The sequence below is a fragment of the Vibrio sp. 1401 genome (assembly GCF_033340295.1).
Map to the genome: position 1 here is coordinate 23,791 of NZ_JAWOWF010000017.1, position 20,572 is coordinate 44,362.

The window sequence follows — 20,572 nt, forward strand, 5'->3', positions numbered from 1 at the left end:
AACGAGTCACATACAGCAAGTCGCGTTTTATCGATGTTATTGTCATAGTAACTAACTGAAAAGTAATAATTGTATGGTTTTTTATGATTCTTTTTCAGAGCAAAGTTACAGTGATTTACCCGCCTAGATACCAAAATAACACTGATTCTGCCTTGCATAAAGTGCGAGAATATTATCTTTAAAACGCCATTTTTTCGTATAATAAAATAAGTTTTATGATCTCGCTAGCAAAAACCTTCCGAAAGGGCAAATTGTGGTGATTATGATCACAAACGGTGAGCTTTTAATTTGCGGAGCAAAATTAATATCATAAACTTAGGATGACTAAATTGGACGGCTGAAATAAGTCATTCAACATAACATCTAATCCTATAGGGGGAACTTAAGGTGAACATTCTCGGATACTTCCAGAAGGTGGGTAAGGCGCTTATGGTGCCGGTTGCCACACTTCCTGCAGCAGCAATACTCATGGGTATTGGCTACTGGATCGACCCAAATGGCTGGGGCGCAAACAGTGCACTTGCTGCATTTCTTATTAAAGCTGGTGCAGCGATCATTGACAATATGTCAGTATTGTTCGCTGTTGGTGTTGCTTACGGAATGTCTAAAGACAAAGATGGCGCCGCTGCACTTTCAGGTTTCGTGGGCTTCTTAGTTGTCACAACGCTTTTGGCCCCTGGTGCAGTATCACAGATTCAAGGCATTGACCCAAGTGAAGTACCTGCTGCATTTGGTAAAATCAATAACCAGTTCGTCGGTATCTTGGTTGGTATTGTTTCTGCTGAGTTGTACAACCGTTTTTCTCACGTAGAGCTGCACAAAGCACTGGCGTTTTTCTCTGGCAAGCGTCTTGTACCGATCCTAACGTCTTTTGCTGGTATCGTTATTGCGTTCATCCTGATGTACGTTTGGCCATCAGTTTACGGCGGTCTGGTCAGTTTTGGTGAAAGCATTCAAGGTATGGGTGAAGCAGGTGCAGGTGTTTACGCATTCTTCAACCGACTTCTAATTCCTGTTGGTCTGCACCATGCACTAAACTCAGTGTTCTGGTTTGATGTTGCTGGTATTAATGACATTCCAAACTTCCTTGGCGGTGCGAAATCATTAGCTGAAGGCACGGCAACGGTAGGTGTTACGGGGATGTACCAAGCGGGCTTCTTCCCAATCATGATGTTTGGTTTACCAGGTGCTGCTCTAGCGATGTACCATACTGCGAAATCAAAGAATAAAGAGAAAGTGGCATCTATCATGATTGCAGCTGCGTTTGCTTCATTCTTTACAGGTGTAACAGAACCACTTGAATTTGCATTCATGTTCCTTGCTCCAGGACTGTACGTTCTTCACGCAGCGCTGACTGGTCTATCAGTTTATATCGCGGCATCAATGCAGTGGATTGCAGGTTTCGGTTTCTCTGCTGGTCTAGTCGACTTAGTATTGTCAACTCGTAACCCGCTAGCGGTAAACTGGTACATGCTCATTGTACAAGGCCTTGGTTTCTTTGCGGTTTACTACTTCGTGTTCCGTACCGTGATTGTTAAGTTTGGCCTTAAAACACCGGGACGTGAAGATGATGAAGAATCTTCATCTAACGTGGCTGGCTCAAGCAACTCTTCTGAGCTCGCTCGTCAGTACTTGAAAGCACTTGGCGGTCATGACAACCTAAGTTCTATCGATGCCTGTATTACTCGTTTGCGCCTTTCTGTGAAAGATATGAGCGTTATCAATGAGAAAACTCTGAAAGATCTTGGAGCTATGGGAGTTGTGAAGCTAGGTACAAACAACCTACAAGTTATCCTTGGTCCTCTAGCAGAGATTGTTGCTGGTGAGATGAAGAATGTATCTAAAGATGAAGATTTAAGTGGTGTTCAGCTACCAGCTTAACTGTTTAATAGTGGTGTGATTGTTTGTTATTGGTATTGCAAACAATTGATACTACAACATCGCAAAAGGCCTCCGCAGGAGGCCTTTTTTCGTTTAGGCCCTTTGAATCTGCTTTGCTTTCACGCTAACTCGATAAATATTGTCGTTTTAGAGCGAGTTCTTGTTGTCTAATTGCTTAGAATTGTGGATCATTAGGAACAATGTACTCTGTGAAACCATACTTGGAAACAGGGTTCCGTTTTCTCTGACAATACTAATATTTTTGAGGTGCTATAGATGAGTGAAGCTGATGCTCGTCCATCAAACTTTATTCGCCAGATCATTGATAAAGATCTAGCGGATGGTAAACACACTAGCGTGCATACTCGATTCCCGCCGGAGCCAAATGGCTACCTGCATATCGGTCATGCTAAGTCTATCTGTTTGAACTTCGGTATTGCTCAGGACTACCAGGGTCAATGTAATCTGCGTTTCGACGATACAAACCCTGAAAAAGAAGACATCGAATACGTTGAGTCTATCAAGAAAGATGTAAACTGGTTGGGCTTTGAGTGGAGTGGTGAAGTATGTTACTCATCAAACTACTTCGATAAGCTTTACGAATATGCAATTGAATTGATTAACAAAGGCTTAGCGTATGTAGATGAGCTAAGTCCAGAGCAAATTCGTGAATACCGCGGCACACTAAAGGCGCCAGGTAAACCAAGTCCATACCGTGACCGTCCTGTTGAAGAGAACTTGGCGTTGTTTGAAAAAATGCGCGCTGGTGAATTTGAAGAAGGTAAAGCGTGTCTTCGTGCTAAAATCGACATGGGTTCTTCATTCATGGTCATGCGCGATCCAGTTTTATACCGTGTGCGTTTTGCTACGCACCACCAAACTGGTGATAAGTGGTGCATTTACCCAATGTACGACTTTACGCACTGTATTTCTGATGCATTAGAAGGCATTACGCACTCTATTTGTACGCTTGAATTCATGGATAACCGTCGTCTGTACGATTGGGTTCTAGACAACATCACGATCGAAAGCCGTCCACATCAATACGAGTTCAGTCGTTTAAACCTTGAATACACAGTGATGTCTAAGCGTAAGCTTAACCAGCTAGTTACTGAAAAACTGGTTAATGGTTGGGATGATCCACGTATGCCGACTGTCTCAGGTCTGCGTCGTCGTGGCTTCACACCTGCATCTATTCGTGAGTTTTGTAAGCGTATTGGTGTAACGAAGCAAGAAAATATGATCGAGTTTAGTTCATTAGAATCTTGTATTCGTGATGACCTAAACGAGAACGCTCCGCGTGCAATGGCTGTACTGGATCCTGTTAAAGTTGTTATCGAAAACTTTGAAGCAGGCGCAGTAGAAAACTTGACAGTTGCCAACCACCCAAATAAACCTGAAATGGGCGTGCGTGAAGTGCCATTCACGCGTGAACTGTGGATTGAGCGTGAAGACTTCCGTGAAGAAGCGAACAAAAAGTACAAGCGTTTAGTGCTAGGTAAAGAAGTTCGTTTACGTGGTGCTTACGTGATCAAAGCTGAGCGCGTTGAAAAAGATGCCGAAGGCAACATCACAACGATTTTCTGTTCTTACGATGCAGATACGCTAGGTAAAAACCCAGCAGATGGTCGTAAAGTGAAAGGCGTTATTCATTGGGTGTCAGCAGATAAAGCTCTTCCTGCGGAAATTCGTCTGTACGATCGTTTATTTACGGTGCCAAACCCAGGCGCAGCGGAAGATTTTGCTTCTACTATTAACCCTGAATCATTAGTAGTGATCAATGGCTTTGTCGAGCCTAGCCTAGCTTCTGCAGAAGCAGAAAAAGGTTACCAGTTTGAACGTATGGGTTACTTCTGTGCAGACTCGAAAGACTCTTCAGCAGATAATCTAGTATTCAACCGCACGGTTGGTCTACGTGATACCTGGGCAAAAATTGAGAATCAATAATCTCGATTAATGCTGAGAGTGATGAAAATGCCAGCAAATGCTGGCATTTTTTATACCTAATCCCACAGAGTGCTATATAGATGTGCAAAACTGTGGATAAAAAAGATGGGTGTTTAGTAGCCTTTGTTCTGTAACCAAAGTACTGACGTCTAAGGTACTGACTTCTAGAAACAAAAAACGCCAGCATGTGCTGACGTTTACTTTTTAAATTAACAAACCCTTATTTTTTCGGTTTGTGTGCATCTGGATTGTCTTTACAACCACCATCGCTACACTTGCCGTACAAGTATAAGCTGTGGTTTGTTAGTGTGACATTGTACTTAGCTGCAATCTCTTTTTGACGTTCTTCGATAAGATCGTCAGAAAATTCAATTACCTCACCACAATCTAGGCACACTAGGTGGTCGTGGTGATGTTGAGTCGATAATTCGAAGACTGACTTTCCACCTTCAAAGTGGTGACGAGTTACAATACCAGCATCGTCGAACTGGTTTAGAACTCGGTAAACAGTTGCTAGGCCAATTTCTTCACCTAGATCAATCAACTTTTTGTACAAATCTTCAGCACTGATGTGCTGGCAGTCTGGCTGCTGAAGTACTTCTAGAATTTTTAGCCTCGGAAGGGTTACTTTTAAACCCGCATCCTTCAGCGCCTGATTATTATCTGACATATACTTTCCCGTTGGATCATCTGCAGCGATTTAACAGAATTCAATCTTCCTACCATTATAGGATAAGCGTTCGGAACATTAAACCACGAACTTCAAAGGGTTAATAGAATCTTTTTGTAAATTAGAAACAGGTCCATTATATTACAGCTCTGACCAGTTACAATTGTGTAACATTAAGCTTGGAGAGGGCAGGGATAGCGATGAATAGGCGACTAGCGAAGATATACAAACCAGGAATTGTAAAGTTCGCACTCAATATTTGGCCTCCTTTTTGGGGGGCGGGTATTAAAATCTTACATATTTCTCAAGACTTCCGTACTGTAAAGGTACGTTTAAAGCTTCGCTGGTGGAATAAAAATGCCAATCGCACCCAATATGGCGGCAGTATTTTCTCTTTAACTGATCCTATTTACTCGTTGATGCTGATGGGGATTCTACGAGAGGAATATTATGTGTGGGATAAAGAGGCAAGCATTAACTTTATTAAGCCGGGGCAAAGTGATTTGTTTGCAGAATTTGAGGTCACTGAAGGGATGCTGGAAAACATTTATCAAATGACACGGAATGGAGAAAAGTGTTTTCCTGAGTTTATTACTCATGTAAAAGATAAACAGGGGAATGTGGTTTCAGAGGTTCAACGCAAGCTTTATGTAAGAAAGAAACCTCAGTATCGCGAAGAGGAAGTACTTACCGATGCTGTGTGACAATACATACAAAAAGACCTCCAAGTGGAGGTCTTTGTATCATTCAATTTGATTAGCCTTCTAGCTCAGCTAAACACATCTCTTCATAGATCTGTTTAACCCAGCTTTCAACACGCTCGTCAGTCAATTCTGGTTGGCGGTCTTCATCAATACATAGACCTACGAATTGGCTTTCGTCACCTTCAACAAGTGCTTTAGACGCTTCAAATTCGTAGCCTTCTGTCGAGGTATGGCCAAGAATTGTGCCGCCTTTAGATTCAACGATATCACGGACTGTGCCCATCGCGTCACAGAAGTATTCTGCGTAGTCTTCTTGGTCGCCACAGCCAAAGATAGCCACTAGCTTAGTAGAGAAGTCGATTTGCTCAAGCTCAGGGAAGAAGTCATCCCAATCACATTGTGCTTCGCCGTAGTACCAAGTTGGGATACCTAGAAGAAGAAGATCGAAGTTATCAATGTCTTCTTTGCTGCTTTTCGCGATGTCTTGAACGTGAACTAGATGTTTACCTAGTTGCTTTTGAATCATCTTTGCAACGGCTTCAGTATTACCTGTGTCGCTACCGAAGAAGATACCTACACTTGCCATAGAGTCTATACCTTTACATTGTTTGTTATTGGCGATGCTACTAAGGGTTTAACCTAACCCTGAGCCTTCCCAAGTTAGCTGAATTACACCTTTTGCAATAAAGCCAGCACAGCCTAGGAAAAGGACTAACCACACAATACGACGACCAAAAACAGGTACATTGCCTTGCTTTAGTACATCTTTTATCGCCATCCCGATGAAAAAAAAGATAGCAGCAAAAAGAAGATCGAGTCCAATAGACTCGAGCATATCCATATAGTCGTAAAGCATTTTAGCCCTTCATGCCGAAAAATCTTGGGCGCACTATACCACTGTTAAACGGTAAAGTTAATGCACTACAAGAAGGGTTATTTCAATAATCTAGTGTTGCTTTTCGAATTTGTTAACTCGAAATGTATTTTCGAATGACTCTCATTACTTCTGTCGGTTTCTCGGCGTGTAACCAGTGACCAGTGCCAGCGATAATGTGTGCTTTAGCATGGTTAAATTGTCGCTTCACTGCCGGCTGATGTTCTGGCATTAAGTAGTCAGAGTCGCCGCCTTTGATAAATAAAGTTGGGATATCTGTTGGTGTGATTTCTTGCCAGCCAATAATTTGGTCATAATTCTCAAAAAGGCTCGGTACGTTAAACCGCCAATCCATCTTATCGCCATTTTTGTACAGTGATTTAGAGAGAAATTGTCTTACACCATCGAGTTCAATATGTTGAGCTAGGATATCCATGGCTTGCTGTCGATTTGCTGGTTTTTCATTAATAACAGCATGTAAGCCGTTAAAAACATTATCGTGACGGTTCGTAGTGTAGGCTACAGGCGCCATGTCGAGAACGACTAACTGCTTGACTACATTTGGAGCAATGTCCACAAGAGCCATCGCGACTTTTCCGCCCATGGAGTGACCAATAACAATAGATGGCTCAACGTTTAAGTGCTGAAGGAGCTGAGCCACATCGTTTGCCATATCGGTATAGTTATGGACTTCGGAGTGGAAAGAGAGGCCGTGATTTCTCAGATCAATACTGATCACCGTGTGATCTTTAATAAGATCGCGGGCGAGTAGACCCAGATTACTTAAACTACCAAACAATCCGTGAATCAAAACAACTGTTTGGCCTTGGCCTTCCTGCTTATAGTTGAGTAATGCTGACATTTTATCTTATTCGTGATGGGTTTAACGTGGAGTATCCGCGTGGATCTCGTTATAATCCCCCAGAGTTTAAACATTGAGAATGTGAAAAGCGAATGAAAACAATTGAGGTTGATGAGGATCTATACCGTTATATAGCTAGTCAAACTAAGCATATCGGTGAAAGCGCCTCGGATATTTTGCGACGCCTTTTAAACCTTGATGGTCAGTTGCAGGAAGCTAAAGCCGCGCCTGTAGTAGAGAAGCCACAAGGGATTGTAGTAAGTAAAGATGCGGGTAAAACGGAATCTGTTGATGTAGTGAAAGAAATGCGTTCGCTGCTTATTTCTGATGAGTTTGCCGGTCTAAAAAAAGCGATTGATCGCTTTATGTTGGTATTATCGACCTTACATAAATTGAATCCAGAAGGTTTCGCCCAGGCTACGAATGTAAAAGGACGCAAACGCGTGTACTTTGCAGATAATGAAGAAACCTTGCTAGCAAACGGTAATACGACCAAGCCAAAAGCCATTCCTGGCACACCGTTTTGGGTTATCACGAATAACAATACAAGTCGTAAAAGACAGATGGTTGAACAAGTGATGGCACACATGGGGTTCCAACCTGACTTAATAGAAAAAGTCACAGGTTCAATCTAAGAAACCTGATAGAAGCCTCATAATGCGTCGCAGTGAGCGGATATTATGAGGCTTTTTTAATTTTATTTGTATTGAAAGAAAGGATGTCAAACATGGCTATGCACCCTCGTGCTGGGCAAAAAGCGCAGCAGGAAGATCTTCACAATATCCCAGCACTCGTTGCTAACTACTTCTTACTTCAACCAGACGCGGCAAACGCAGAACACAAAGTTCAATTTGGTACTTCTGGCCACCGCGGTACTGCAGACAAGCACACTTTTAACGAAAACCACATTTTAGCGATCGCTCAAGCGGTAGCAGAAGTTCGTGCTGAGCAAGGCACAACTGGCCCGTTGTTTGTGGGTAAAGACACGCATGCGCTATCTGAGCCTGCTTTTTCAAGTGTGATTGAAGTATTGATTGCAAATGGTGTGAAAGTGATTGTCCAGCAAGACAACGGTTACACGCCAACACCGGGTATTTCACACGCGATTCTGACTTACAACATCAAACACGATGAAAAAGCAGACGGTATCGTTATTACCCCATCACATAACCCACCACAAGACGGCGGAATCAAATACAATCCGACACATGGTGGTCCTGCAGAAGCTGAGTTGACTCAAGCTATCGAAGATCGTGCGAACGAATTGATTGCTGAAGGTTTACAAGGTGTTAAACGCCTACCACTAGCAGAAGCAAAAGCATCGGATCTGTTTGTAGAGATGGACTTGGTGAAGCCATACATTGATGACCTGGTGAACGTTATCGATATGGAAGCAATCCAAAAAGCGAACCTGAAGATTGGTGTAGATCCATTGGGTGGCAGCGGTATCGATTACTGGCGTCAAATTGGTCAGGCATACAACCTAGACCTAACGCTAGTAAGTGAATCGATCGATCCTTCTTTCCAATTCATGTCGCTAGATAAAGACGGCGTTGTGCGTATGGACTGTTCTTCTCCTTACGCAATGGCGGGTCTATTGGCACTGAAAGACGAATACGATTTAGCATTTGGTAACGATCCTGACTACGACCGTCACGGTATCGTTACGCCAAAAGGTTTGATGAACCCGAACCACTTCTTAGCCGTTTGTATTGACTACTTGTACCGTCATCGTGACGCGTGGGGTAAAGACGTCGCTGTTGGTAAAACACTAGTTTCAAGTGCGCTGATTGACCGTGTTGTTGCGGATCTAGGTCGTGAGCTATGTGAAGTGCCTGTTGGTTTCAAATGGTTTGTAGACGGTCTGTACACTGGTAAGTTTGGTTTCGGCGGCGAAGAAAGTGCTGGTGCGTCTTTCCTTCGTAAAGATGGCACGCCTTGGTCAACAGACAAAGATGGCATCTTGCTATGCCTTCTAGCAGCAGAGATCACTGCGGTAACGGGTAAGAACCCTCAAGATTACTATGAAGAGCTAGCGGCGAAGCACGGTGAGTCGAAGTACAACCGTATTCAAGCTGTAGCAAATGGCCCACAAAAAGACGTATTGAAGAAGTTGTCACCAGAAATGGTTGCGGCTGAAACTCTAGCAGGTGATGCTATCACTGCTCGTCTAACGCATGCACCAGGCAATGGTGCTGCGATTGGCGGCCTTAAAGTAACGACAGCTAACGGTTGGTTCGCTGCTCGTCCATCAGGCACAGAGGACATCTACAAGATTTACTGTGAAAGCTTCAAAGGTGAAGAACATCTGAAACAAATCGAAGCTGAAGCACAAGAGATCGTTAATCAAGTGTTTGCAGCCGCTGGTTTGTAAAACATCCAATGGTCAATGTATCTAGCAAAGGGTTGATGTGAAAACATCAACCCTTTCATGTTTAAGTGCCCCGAACCGCTTTATCTCCGGGCCATGAATCTGGTACCACAAACCAGAATTGACCGTCCTCCGTTTGTGCATGTACAAATCGGTCTGAAGGCTTTTCAATGGGTCGAGATAAATCGTCCATACCAATCGCCCAGCATGGTTTGTGTAAATGATAAAGTGGCTTACCGATTAACTCCCATTGGCTCTGGTAGCACCAGTAACCACTAATCTGACTTGGATTTAGTTCATAACCCAAGCACTCGCTAGGAGTTGGCTCTGGAGTAAACGGATTAATATAGAGTCGTCCTTGCATCAATAGATGCTCTTGTGGGGCGTCGTTTAACGGAATTATTTTTTGAAATTCCGGGCGATCGCTCATTTTCAATTGATGAGTAAGCATTCTATTCAGTTTTGTATGCAGCTGGTCGTGAGCATTCGGACCATACCAAACGCCGTTATAAAGAAGATAAAACTTAATCGCCACTTCCCAGTGTTCTATTTGATTTGATTCTGTATTCCGCAACACCAAATCTATAGCACCAATGGTCTTACCTTCGATGTCGTTTAACTGAACCTCTTCCGCGATAACCTGATATCGTTCTGAACTAGAGAGAACTGCAGTGCATAAGTGCTGATATAAAAAGCCCAATCTTGGATTACCATTGTATTGCTCAGTGTTCTTTAAAGGCGTTACCGTAAGATCCTCTAAGGTTGCAAACGGAGGGCGTAACTTGAAAAGAGGAGGTGAAGTGGCGATCCATTGGTAAAAGCGTTGCAGTTGGTTCATCCGTATCCCTAAATGTATGGTGAGGCGACAAGCTTTGTTATTGTAACTAAATTTGCTTTTGAGGGTAGGGTGGCTAGCATCGATATTAGGGTTCGAGATACACTTTAAATACCTAAATGATATCAAGGTGCCAGATGTCAAAACGTTGTTGTATCAACTAGGTTGCACACTCTCGGTCTGATTTCATCGAGAGGTTATTTAGGTTTACATGCGCTAGAAATTGGAAGTAATAATGAATAACTTAAAGCTAGAACAGATTCTTAATGACAAACTGTCACCGCAGTTAATTAAAGATTACGCACCAAACGGGTTACAGGTAGAAGGGACGCCAGCCGTAAAGCGTATTATCACTGGCGTAACCGCCTCTCAAGCCTTAATCGATAAAGCGATTGAGCTTAATGCAGACGCATTGCTTGTTCATCATGGCTATTTTTGGAAAGGTGAGCCTGAGCCAATTCGTGGCATGAAAGGTAAACGAATTCGTAGCCTGATCAAAAATGATATCAACTTATATGGTTATCACCTTCCTCTAGATATTCATCCAGAGCTAGGCAACAACGCTGAATTAGCTCGCTTACTTGAAATCGAAGTAGAAGGTGGGCTTGAAGGGCACCCTCAGTCAGTTGCTATGTTTGGGCGCTTGAAAAAGCCGATGTCTGGTGTTGAATTTGCGAGTAAGATCAACCAAGTTCTTGAAAGAGAGCCTCTGCATATCGCTCCAGAGAATACTGATAAGATGATTGAGACAGTCGGCTGGTGTACTGGTGGAGGGCAGGATTTCATTGAACTTGCTGTACAGCACGGGCTGGATGCATTTATCTCTGGAGAAATTTCAGAGCGCACCACTTATACTGCTCGTGAAATGGACATTCATTACTTTGCTGCAGGTCATCATGCTACTGAGCGTTATGGTGTTCAGGCCTTAGGCAAATGGCTAGCGGATGAATATGGCCTACATGTGGAGTTTATCGATATTGATAATCCGGTTTAGCGTTCTCCATTAATAACGTTAAACGCAAAAAAGAAAAAAGGGTTGAGACGAAAATCTCAACCCTTTTGTTTGTCTATCTTCGTACTAAAAGATCATTCACGTTCGTGAAGTGGAGAAAACTCACGTTGTGTTTCGCCAGTGTATAGCTGACGAGGACGACCGATGCGGTTCAGTGGATCGCTGTGCATTTCGTTCCAGTGAGCAATCCAGCCGATGGTACGAGAAATCGCGAAGATAACCGTAAACATAGAAACTGGAATACCAATCGCTTTAAGAATGATACCTGAGTAGAAGTCTACGTTCGGGTACAGCTTCTTAGACACGAAGTACTCATCAGAAAGTGCAATGCGCTCAAGTTCCATTGCAACGTCTAGCAGAGGGTCTTGAATGTTTAGCTCTTTGAGAACTTCATGACACGTTTCGCGCATTACTGTCGCACGTGGGTCGTAGTTCTTGTAAACGCGGTGACCAAAGCCCATTAAGCGGAATGGGTCATCTTTGTCTTTCGCGCGGTCTACATATTCAGGGATGTTATCGACGCTGCCAATCTCTTCTAGCATTCTCAAGCAGGCTTCGTTTGCGCCACCGTGAGCAGGCCCCCAAAGGGATGCAATACCAGCGGCAATACATGCAAATGGGTTCGCACCAGAAGAGCCAGCTAGGCGAACAGTTGATGTCGACGCATTCTGTTCGTGATCCGCGTGTAGAGTGAAAATCTTATCCATCGCACGGGCAACCACAGGATTTACTTCATACTCTTCGCAAGGGTTTGCGAACATCATATGCAAGAAGTTCTCTGCGTAGCTAAGGTCGTTACGAGGGTAAATAAATGGCTGACCGATAGAGTATTTGTAACACATCGCCGCCAGTGTTGGCATTTTTGACAGCAGACGGTACGCTGCAATTTCGCGGTGTTCGTCGTTGTTAATGTCAAGAGAGTCGTGATAGAAGGCTGCAAGTGCTCCAACTACACCACACATTACCGCCATTGGATGAGCATCGCGTCGGAAGCCATGGAAAAAGCTTGCGATTTGCTCGTGTACCATTGTGTGACGAGTAACGGTCGTTTTGAATTGCTCGTATTGTTCTCGGGTAGGGGCTTCACCATAAAGAAGGATGTAACATACTTCTAAGTAATCTGCGTTATTGGCTAATTGATCAATCGGGAAACCGCGGTGCAAAAGAATACCTTTGCCGCCATCGATGTACGTGATTGATGATTCACAAGATGCAGTGGCAAGAAAACCTGGGTCAAAAGTAAAGTAACCATTGGCTCCCAGCTTACGAACGTCAATTACAGGTGTACCTAGCGTACCGTCCATAATTGGCAGTTCGATTGGCGCTTGACCTTCAACATGAAGGGTCGCTTTCTTATCCGCCATAACAATCTCCTTTGTTTATTATTTAATCCGTCCAGGATGTTTATGTGCCATTTTTGTACTGTTGTTAAAGCTTAAAGTCAATTTTTCTCCATCTTTGTGTGCACTTGTTATGATTTTTCTCATGAAAATCGTTAAAAATCTGTTCTATGTAGCATAATTTGTTACACCAATTGTATTAGAATGTTGCTCGCCGTATATTGGCAAAGAAAATTTTAGTTAAATCCTTATAAATTCGGGGCTAGAAACAAAGAGTGAGGTTTGTTGCTGGATTCCGTTTGTTAACAACTTGTTTACAATTATCTGAGTGGTTACTCGTGATATTTGTTAAATAGATGTTAACTTTTGTATGTTTGGAAGCTGAAATTGGTTATAACAATAAATGCTCAATGGAGCTGAGTGAGCAAGCCCGTGAAAGAAAGAAAGTCAAGACCTGTTAATTTAGATTTACAGACCATCCACTTTCCTATCACAGCAATCGCATCCATCCTACACCGTGTGTCTGGGGTAATTACGTTTGTTGCGGTGGGTATATTACTGTGGTTACTATCCATTTCTCTGTCATCCCCAATGGGTTTTATGGAAGCCGCTGACATCGTCGATAGCTTCTTCGTAAAATTCATCCTGTGGGGAATTCTTACTGCACTTGCCTACCACATCGCAGGTGGTATCCGTCACTTATTGATGGATCTAGGTCACTTTGAAGAACTAGATTCAGGCACGATGAGCGCTAAAGTCGCGTTTGGTGCAACAGCAGTATTATCATTATTGGCGGGGATCTTGGTATGGTAAAACACGTATCTTCATTTGGTCGTAATGGTGTACACGATTTCCTACTAATTCGTGCAACTGCAATCATTATGACGCTATACACGATTTATCTGATTAGCTTCTGTGCATTTTCAGATATCTCTTACGCATCTTGGACCCAATTCTTTGGTGGTACCTTCACTAAAGTATTCACCATGTTGGCACTTGTCTCGATCCTGATTCACGCTTGGGTTGGTTTGTGGCAAGTATTAACTGATTACATTAAGTGCGCGAAACTACGTGGCGCACTACAACTTGGTGTTATTGCCGTGCTATTCGGCTATGTCTTCTCTGGTCTATTTATTCTGTGGGGTGCGTAAGTGTCTATTCCAGTTCGTGAGTTTGATGCCGTAGTAATCGGCGCTGGTGGTGCAGGTATGCGCGCTGCACTACAAATTTCAGAGCAAGGCCTATCATGTGCTTTGTTGTCAAAAGTATTTCCAACACGTTCTCATACTGTGTCTGCACAGGGCGGCATTACCGTTGCTCTGGGTAACTCGCACAAAGACGATTGGCAATGGCACATGTACGATACCGTTAAAGGTTCCGACTACATCGGTGACCAGAACGCGATTGAATACATGTGTAAAAATGGTCCTGAGTCAGTTATCGAGCTTGAAAAAATGGGTCTTCCATTCTCTCGTTTTGATAACGGTACCATATACCAACGTCCATTCGGTGGCCAATCTAAAGAGTTTGGTGGTGAGCAGGCTGCTCGTACAGCCGCTGCTGCAGACCGTACTGGTCACGCACTTCTTCACACGCTTTACCAGCAAAACGTAAAACACAAAACAACCATCTTCTCGGAGTGGTACGCTTTGGATCTTGTGAAAAACCAAGACGGCGCAATCATGGGTTGTACTGCGATTTGTATGGAAACGGGTGAAATCTGTTACTTCAAATCGAAAGCAACCATTCTAGCTACAGGTGGTGCAGGTCGTATTTACGCATCGACCACTAACGCGCACATCAACACGGGTGATGGCGTTGGTATGGCACTTCGCGCAGGCGTTCCAATGCAAGACATGGAAATGTGGCAGTTCCACCCAACAGGTATTGCTGGCGCGGGTGTTCTAGTGACGGAAGGTTGTCGTGGTGAAGGTGGTTACCTTCTAAATAAAGATGGTGAACGCTTCATGGAGCGCTACGCACCAAACGCGAAAGACCTTGCTGGTCGTGACGTGGTTGCTCGTTCAATGATGATTGAAATTCGTGAAGGCCGCGGCTGTGATGGTCCTTGGGGTCCACATATCAAGTTGAAACTTGATCACCTTGGTAAAGAAGTACTTGAATCACGTCTACCAGGTATCTGTGAACTGTCTCGTACATTTGCACACGTTGACCCAGTGAAAGAGCCAATTCCAGTAATTCCAACTTGTCACTACATGATGGGTGGTGTACCTACTCAAGTCTCTGGCCAAGCAATTAAGCAGAAGGCCGACGGTAGCGAGATGGAAGTACAAGGCCTTTACGCATGTGGTGAGATTGCTTCTGTATCGGTACACGGTGCTAACCGTCTGGGCGGCAACTCATTACTAGACTTGGTCGTATTTGGTCGTGCTACTGGCTTGCACCTTGGCGAAACGCTAGCAGCGCAAGCAGAAGCTCGTCCTGCAACAGAATCTGATATTGAAGCGTCTCTAGCGCGTACTATGCGTTGGGAAAACAGCACTGGTGGTGAAGATCCAGTTCAGATTCGTAAAGACCTACAAGCATGCATGCAAAACAGCTTCTCGGTATTCCGTGAAGGCGATGCGATGGCAACCGGTCTAGAAGAGTTGAAAGTGATTCGCGAACGTTTGAAAGATGCGCATCTAGCGGACAAGTCTTCAGAGTTCAACACGCAGCGTATTGAGTGTCTAGAACTTGATAACCTGATGGAAACCGCGTTTTCAACTGCCGTTGCAGCAAACTACCGTACAGAGAGTCGTGGCGCACATGCTCGTTTCGATTTCCCTGAGCGTGATGATGAGAACTGGCTATGCCACTCTATCTACAATCCGGAAACAGAAGCGATGACTAAGCGTGATGTGAACATGACGCCAACGCATCGTGAAGCTTTCCCGCCGAAAGTACGTACATACTAAAGGGAGGATACGACTATGAAATTAAACTTCTCTTTATACCGTTACAATCCGGATGTGGATACCAAGCCTTACATGAAAGAGTATACCCTTGAGGTAGACGAAGGCTCAGACATGATGGTGCTTGATGCATTGATTCTGCTAAAAGAGCAAGATCCAAGCATCGCGTTCCGTCGCTCATGCCGTGAAGGGGTATGTGGTTCTGATGGTTTGAATATGAATGGTAAAAACGGCCTAGCGTGTATCACACCGTTATCTGCTCTACAAGGCGATAAGATAGTTATTCGTCCACTACCAGGGTTACCTGTCGTGCGCGATCTTATCGTTGACATGACGCAGTTCTATGATAACTATGCGAAAGTTAAACCATTCTTGATTGATGATGGTGCATTACCACCATCACGTGAGAACCTACAATCGCCTGATGATCGTGCGCATTTAGATGGATTGTACGAATGTATCATGTGTGCATGTTGTACAACGTCTTGCCCATCATTCTGGTGGAACCCTGATAAATTCATCGGCCCAGCTGGTCTTCTCGCAGCGTACCGTTGGCTAATTGATAGCCGCGATACGGCAACAGATGAACGTTTGTCTGATCTTGATGATGCATTTAGCGTTTTTCGTTGCCATGGCATCATGAATTGTGTAAGTGTTTGTCCTAAGGGATTAAATCCGACGAAAGCCATCGGTCACATTAAGTCGATGTTGGTTAATCGTTCGGTTTAATTTACTCGCTCTTAGGAATGTCGCAGTGTTGCGGATCACCCGATATGACCGCTTCACTGCTTCAGTAATATTCGAGTAAAGAATACAAAAATTGCCGACCGTATTTTTAGTCGGCTCTTATAGCTCGGCAAAGACCGAAGCAAACGTGAAAACTACTGGTTAAGGGAAAATATGCACAACGGCGTGATGAAGGCATGGCTCGAGTCTTCACACTTGGCTGGCGCCAATGCAACGTATGTAGAGGACCTCTACGAACTGTATCTAAGTGATCCCGATCTGGTAAGTGAGGAGTGGAAACGTGTTTTTGAAGGCTTGCCTAAGCCATCAGAAGAAGTGGCAGAACAACCACATTCACGTGTCCGTGACTACTTCCGACGACTCGCTAGAGAAACAAAGCATTACAATGTCCAAGTTAGTGACCCAGATGTCGATGCAAAACAAGTAAAAGTTCTACAGCTAATCAACGCATACCGTTTCCGCGGGCATGAAGCTGCAGAATTAGACCCACTAGGTCTATGGCAACGCCCAACAGTGGCGGAGTTAGACCCTGCTTTTCATAATCTTACCGAAGATGACTTCGAAGAAACTTTCAACGTAGGTTCTTTTGCTGTTGGGCAAGAAACCATGAAGTTGAAAGATATCTATGAAGCCCTCAACAAAACTTATTGCGGTTCCATCGGTGCTGAATACATGCACATGACTGACACAGAGCAAAAGCGTTGGATTCAGCAACGCCTTGAGTCTGTCGTAGGCCAGCCATCATTCAACAAAGATGAGAAGCGCACATTCCTAGAAGAGCTAACAGCCGCTGAAGGTTTGGAGCGTTACCTCGGGGCGAAATTCCCAGGTGCAAAACGTTTCTCTTTAGAAGGTGGTGATGCGCTGATTCCGATGACGAAAGAGTTGATCCGTCATGCGGGTACAAGTGGAATGCGTGAAGTGGTTATCGGTATGGCTCACCGCGGTCGTTTGAACATGCTGGTGAACGTACTTGGTAAGAAACCTCAAGACCTGTTTGATGAGTTCGCCGGTAAACACGACGAAACTTGGGGTACGGGTGATGTGAAATATCACCAAGGTTTCTCTGCTGATTTTGCGACTCCTGGCGGTGATGTTCACTTAGCACTTGCATTTAACCCGTCGCACCTAGAAATCGTAAACCCAGTAGTCATGGGCTCAGTTCGAGCACGTCAAGATCGCTTGGGTGATAATCAAGGTAGCAAAGTGCTTCCTATCACCATCCACGGTGATTCTGCAATCGCTGGTCAGGGTGTGGTTGCCGAAACGTTCAACATGTCTCTTGCTCGTGGGTTCCAAGTTGGTGGTACGGTACGTATCGTCATCAACAACCAAGTAGGCTTTACGACGTCTAATCCTCGTGACACGCGTTCTACGATGTACTGTACCGATATCGCGAAGATGGTGCAGGCGCCAATTTTCCATGTAAATGCAGATGACCCAGAAGCAGTTGCTTTTGTTACTCGCATTGCATTGGATTACCGTAACGAGTTCAAGCGCGATGTCGTGATCGATCTTGTATGTTACCGTCGCCACGGCCACAATGAGGCGGATGAGCCAAATGCGACTCAGCCTTTGATGTACCAGAAAATCAAAAAGCATCCTACACCACGCAAATTGTATGCAGATGTTCTGATCGATAAAAATGAATCAGATATCGAGACAGCGACTCAGTTAGTCAATGAGTATCGCGATGCATTAGATCGCGGTGAAGTGGTTGTTAAAGAATGGCGTCCAATGGCGTTGCACTCTGTAGACTGGTCCCCTTACTTAGGGCACGAATGGGATATGGAGTGGGATTCAAAATACGACAAGACACGCCTTATTGAGCTAGGCAATCGTCTGTGTCAGTACCCAGAAAGCCATAAACTGCAAAGCCGTGTTAATAAGCTATACAACGATCGTCTAGCAATGATGACCGGTGAAAAAGCCATTGACTGGGGTATGGCTGAAACATTGGCGTATGCTACATTGGTTGACGATGGCAAGCGTATTCGTCTTTCTGGTCAGGACTCGGGTCGTGGTACTTTCTTCCACCGTCACTCGGTTCTTCATAACCAAACCGATGCAAGCACTTACATTCCATTAGCGAATATTCATGACAACCAAGGGCCATTCCAAGTCTTTGACTCAGTATTGTCAGAAGAAGCTGTGTTGGCGTTTGAATACGGTTACGCAACAGCCGAACCAGGTGGTTTAACTATCTGGGAAGCACAGTTTGGTGATTTTGCCAACGGTGCACAAGTTGTTATCGACCAGTTTATCTCGTCAGGCGAGCAAAAGTGGGCGCGTTTGTGCGGTCTTACTATGCTTCTACCTCATGGTTATGAAGGTCAAGGCCCTGAGCACTCATCTGCACGTTTAGAGCGTTACCTTCAGCTTTGTGCTGAGCAAAATATGCAGGTTGTGGTTCCTTCAACACCGGCTCAGGTGTACCACATGATTCGTCGTCAGGTTGTACGCCCAATGCGTCGACCTCTCATTGTTATGTCGCCGAAATCTTTGCTGCGCCACCCTCTATGTACTTCAACGATTGAAGACTTGGCGGATGGTACATTCCAATCTGCAATTCCAGAAGTAGATGATTTAGAACCAAGCAAAGTGAAACGTGTCGTGTTCTGTGCTGGTAAGGTTTACTTTGACCTACTAGAGCAGCGCCGTAACAACGAGCAAGACGATGTTGCTATCGTGCGTATTGAACAGCTTTACCCATTCCCAATGGAAGAAGTACAAGCAGCAATTGCTCAATACACTAACGTTGAAGACTTCGTGTGGTGTCAGGAAGAACCTCAGAACCAAGGTGCTTGGTACTGTAGCCAACATAACTTCCGTGCCGCTATTCCTGCAGGTGCAAATCTTAAATACGCAGGTCGCCCAGCTTCTGCTTCGCCAGCAGTTGGCTACATGTCGGTGCACTTGAAACAACAAAAAGCGTTGGTTGAAGACGCTCTGAACGTGAACTCAAAAACTTCGAATTAAGAATTAGAAGTTAAAGGAAGAAACAGATATGACAATTGAAATTCTGGTTCCAGATTTACCTGAATCAGTTGCTGACGCAACCGTAGCGACATGGCACAAACAACCAGGCGACGCAGTAGAGCGTGACGAGGTTTTGGTTGACATCGAAACAGACAAAGTTGTGCTAGAAGTTCCAGCTCCGGAAGCTGGCGTTTTAGAAGCTATTGTTGAAGCAGAAGGTGCGACAGTACTTTCTAAACAAATCATTGCTAAATTGAAGCCAGGCGCAGTTGCAGGTGAACCAACTGCAGACAAAACAGAAGGTACTGAAGCATCTCCTGATAAGCGTCACAAAGCTGCGCTTAGCGAAGAAAGTAATGACGCATTAAGCCCAGCAGTGCGCCGTTTGTTGGCTGAACATGGCTTAGAAGCAAGCCAAGTGAAAGGCACTGGTGTTGGTGGTCGTATTACGCGTGAAGATATTGAAGCGCATCTTGCGAACGCTAAATCTGCGTCAAAAGAAGACTCGCCAGCAGTGGTTGACGTGCCGGCAGCGGCTCGCAGTCAGAAGCGTGTTCCAATGACTCGCCTTCGTAAGACAGTCGCTAACCGTCTGCTAGAAGCGAAGAACAACACGGCAATGCTAACGACGTTTAACGAAGTGAACATGAAACCAATCATGGACCTTCGTAAGCAGTACAAAGATCAGTTCGAAGAGCGTCACGGTATTCGTTTGGGCTTCATGTCTTTCTACGTGAAAGCAGTAACAGAAGCGCTTAAGCGTTACCCAGAAGTAAATGCTTCGATTGATGGCGATGACATTGTTTACCACAACTACTTCGACATTAGCATGGCGGTATCAACTCCACGTGGTCTAGTTACACCTGTCCTAAAAGACTGTGACAAGCTTGGTTTCGCTGATGTTGAAAAAGGCATCAAAGAGCTGGCTATTAAAGGTCGTGATGGCAAGCTAACGGTAGACGAGCTAATGGGCGGTAACTTCACTATCACAAACGGTGGTGTGTTCGGTTCACTAATGTCTACACCAATCATCAACCCACCTCAATCAGCGATTCTTGGTATGCATAAGATCCAAGAGCGTCCGATGGCAGTGGATGGCAAAGTTGAAATCTTGCCGATGATGTACCTAGCGTTATCTTACGATCACCGCCTAATTGATGGTCGTGAATCAGTTGGCTTCCTAGTAACGATTAAAGAGTTACTAGAGGACCCAGCACGTCTCCTATTAGACGTTTAATATCGCTAAAACGTCTAGTTATCGTAGGTAGCTAGACGTTAAAAATTTCAATGGCTAGACTAGCTCAACGTTTGGCCTTCATTTGAATCCTTCAGTATGAGAACTCATGATGAAGGATTGATTTGAGAAGACCCTACAGACGTACAAGCAGCCAAGACTGCAGCGTTATGGAAATAATAAATCCCTTAAGGGAAAAAC

At 44.4% G+C, this 20,572-nt stretch carries 18 protein-coding genes; 12 read left to right on the forward strand and 6 right to left on the reverse strand.

Features of this window, described 5'->3' with window-relative positions; all coding sequences use genetic code 11:
• Nucleotides 1–387: 387 nt before the first annotated feature.
• Nucleotides 388–1,881 (forward strand): N-acetylglucosamine-specific PTS transporter subunit IIBC, encoded by a 1,494-nt coding sequence (gene nagE, locus R7Z77_RS10930; RefSeq protein WP_104975952.1) that lies wholly within the window; start codon nt 388–390, stop codon nt 1,879–1,881.
• Between the two features lie 276 nt (nt 1,882–2,157).
• Complete coding sequence (gene glnS / locus R7Z77_RS10935; RefSeq protein WP_115385807.1) at nt 2,158–3,828, forward strand: glutamine--tRNA ligase; 1,671 nt, start codon at nt 2,158–2,160, stop codon at nt 3,826–3,828.
• A gap of 220 nt (nt 3,829–4,048) precedes the next feature.
• On the opposite strand, the gene fcrX is transcribed toward glnS, so the two are convergent.
• Entirely contained in the window at nt 4,049–4,498 is a 450-nt protein-coding gene (gene fcrX, locus R7Z77_RS10940) for a ferric iron uptake transcriptional regulator FcrX (RefSeq protein WP_005382141.1), read from the reverse strand.
• Nucleotides 4,499–4,698: 200 nt separating this feature from the next.
• On the opposite strand from fcrX, the gene R7Z77_RS10945 reads away from it, so the two are divergent.
• Nucleotides 4,699–5,202, forward strand: a complete 504-nt coding sequence (locus tag R7Z77_RS10945) for a DUF4442 domain-containing protein (RefSeq protein ID WP_005382144.1) — start codon at nt 4,699–4,701, stop codon at nt 5,200–5,202.
• Between the two features lie 52 nt (nt 5,203–5,254).
• Here the strand turns inward: R7Z77_RS10945 and fldA are convergent, their stop codons facing one another.
• The 3 genes from fldA to R7Z77_RS10960 form a co-directional block, all read right to left on the reverse strand.
• Nucleotides 5,255–5,788, reverse strand: a complete 534-nt coding sequence (gene fldA, locus R7Z77_RS10950; RefSeq protein WP_005382146.1) for a flavodoxin FldA — start codon at nt 5,786–5,788, stop codon at nt 5,255–5,257.
• Between the two features lie 48 nt (nt 5,789–5,836).
• Nucleotides 5,837–6,058, reverse strand: coding sequence for a DUF2788 domain-containing protein (locus R7Z77_RS10955; RefSeq protein WP_005393038.1), 222 nt, complete (start codon nt 6,056–6,058; stop codon nt 5,837–5,839).
• 112 nt (nt 6,059–6,170) lie between these two features.
• Complete coding sequence (locus tag R7Z77_RS10960) at nt 6,171–6,938, reverse strand: alpha/beta fold hydrolase (protein ID WP_005384988.1); 768 nt, start codon at nt 6,936–6,938, stop codon at nt 6,171–6,173.
• A gap of 92 nt (nt 6,939–7,030) precedes the next feature.
• On the opposite strand from R7Z77_RS10960, the gene seqA reads away from it, so the two are divergent.
• Both seqA and pgm read left to right on the forward strand, forming a co-directional pair.
• Nucleotides 7,031–7,573: a replication initiation negative regulator SeqA gene (seqA, locus tag R7Z77_RS10965; RefSeq protein ID WP_005382149.1), complete on the forward strand. Its 543-nt coding sequence runs from the start codon at nt 7,031–7,033 to the stop codon at nt 7,571–7,573.
• 92 nt (nt 7,574–7,665) lie between these two features.
• A complete protein-coding gene (gene pgm / locus R7Z77_RS10970) occupies nt 7,666–9,312 on the forward strand; it encodes a phosphoglucomutase (alpha-D-glucose-1,6-bisphosphate-dependent) (RefSeq protein ID WP_025766986.1) in 1,647 nt (548 codons plus the stop codon).
• Nucleotides 9,313–9,373: 61 nt separating this feature from the next.
• Here the strand turns inward: pgm and R7Z77_RS10975 are convergent, their stop codons facing one another.
• Entirely contained in the window at nt 9,374–10,147 is a 774-nt protein-coding gene (locus R7Z77_RS10975; protein WP_025766985.1) for a DUF1853 family protein, read from the reverse strand.
• Between the two features lie 232 nt (nt 10,148–10,379).
• Here R7Z77_RS10975 and R7Z77_RS10980 point away from each other — a divergent pair, with 232 nt between their 5' ends.
• Entirely contained in the window at nt 10,380–11,138 is a 759-nt protein-coding gene (locus R7Z77_RS10980; RefSeq protein ID WP_025766984.1) for a Nif3-like dinuclear metal center hexameric protein, read from the forward strand.
• Nucleotides 11,139–11,230: 92 nt separating this feature from the next.
• On the opposite strand, the gene R7Z77_RS10985 is transcribed toward R7Z77_RS10980, so the two are convergent.
• Nucleotides 11,231–12,520, reverse strand: coding sequence for a citrate synthase (locus R7Z77_RS10985; RefSeq protein WP_005382163.1), 1,290 nt, complete (start codon nt 12,518–12,520; stop codon nt 11,231–11,233).
• Nucleotides 12,521–12,916: 396 nt separating this feature from the next.
• Between R7Z77_RS10985 and sdhC the strand changes: the two genes are divergently transcribed.
• The 6 genes from sdhC to odhB all read left to right on the forward strand — a co-directional run bounded on the left by sdhC (nt 12,917) and on the right by odhB (nt 20,374).
• The gene (sdhC, locus tag R7Z77_RS10990) at nt 12,917–13,309 is read left to right on the forward strand and encodes a succinate dehydrogenase cytochrome b556 subunit (RefSeq protein WP_017634811.1); all 393 of its coding nucleotides are present in this window, start codon (nt 12,917–12,919) and stop codon (nt 13,307–13,309) included.
• Nucleotides 13,303–13,647: a succinate dehydrogenase, hydrophobic membrane anchor protein gene (gene sdhD / locus R7Z77_RS10995; RefSeq protein WP_005382169.1), complete on the forward strand. Its 345-nt coding sequence runs from the start codon at nt 13,303–13,305 to the stop codon at nt 13,645–13,647. The genes sdhC and sdhD overlap by 7 nt, the downstream gene beginning before the upstream one ends.
• Entirely contained in the window at nt 13,648–15,414 is a 1,767-nt protein-coding gene (gene sdhA, locus R7Z77_RS11000; RefSeq protein WP_005382172.1) for a succinate dehydrogenase flavoprotein subunit, read from the forward strand.
• 15 nt (nt 15,415–15,429) lie between these two features.
• Nucleotides 15,430–16,140 (forward strand): succinate dehydrogenase iron-sulfur subunit, encoded by a 711-nt coding sequence (locus R7Z77_RS11005; protein WP_005382174.1) that lies wholly within the window; start codon nt 15,430–15,432, stop codon nt 16,138–16,140.
• Between the two features lie 171 nt (nt 16,141–16,311).
• Nucleotides 16,312–19,137 (forward strand): 2-oxoglutarate dehydrogenase E1 component, encoded by a 2,826-nt coding sequence (gene sucA / locus R7Z77_RS11010; RefSeq protein WP_005382176.1) that lies wholly within the window; start codon nt 16,312–16,314, stop codon nt 19,135–19,137.
• A 28-nt stretch (nt 19,138–19,165) separates the two neighbouring features.
• Nucleotides 19,166–20,374, forward strand: coding sequence for a 2-oxoglutarate dehydrogenase complex dihydrolipoyllysine-residue succinyltransferase (odhB, locus tag R7Z77_RS11015; protein WP_005382177.1), 1,209 nt, complete (start codon nt 19,166–19,168; stop codon nt 20,372–20,374).
• The last annotated feature ends 198 nt before the right edge of the window (nt 20,375–20,572 follow it).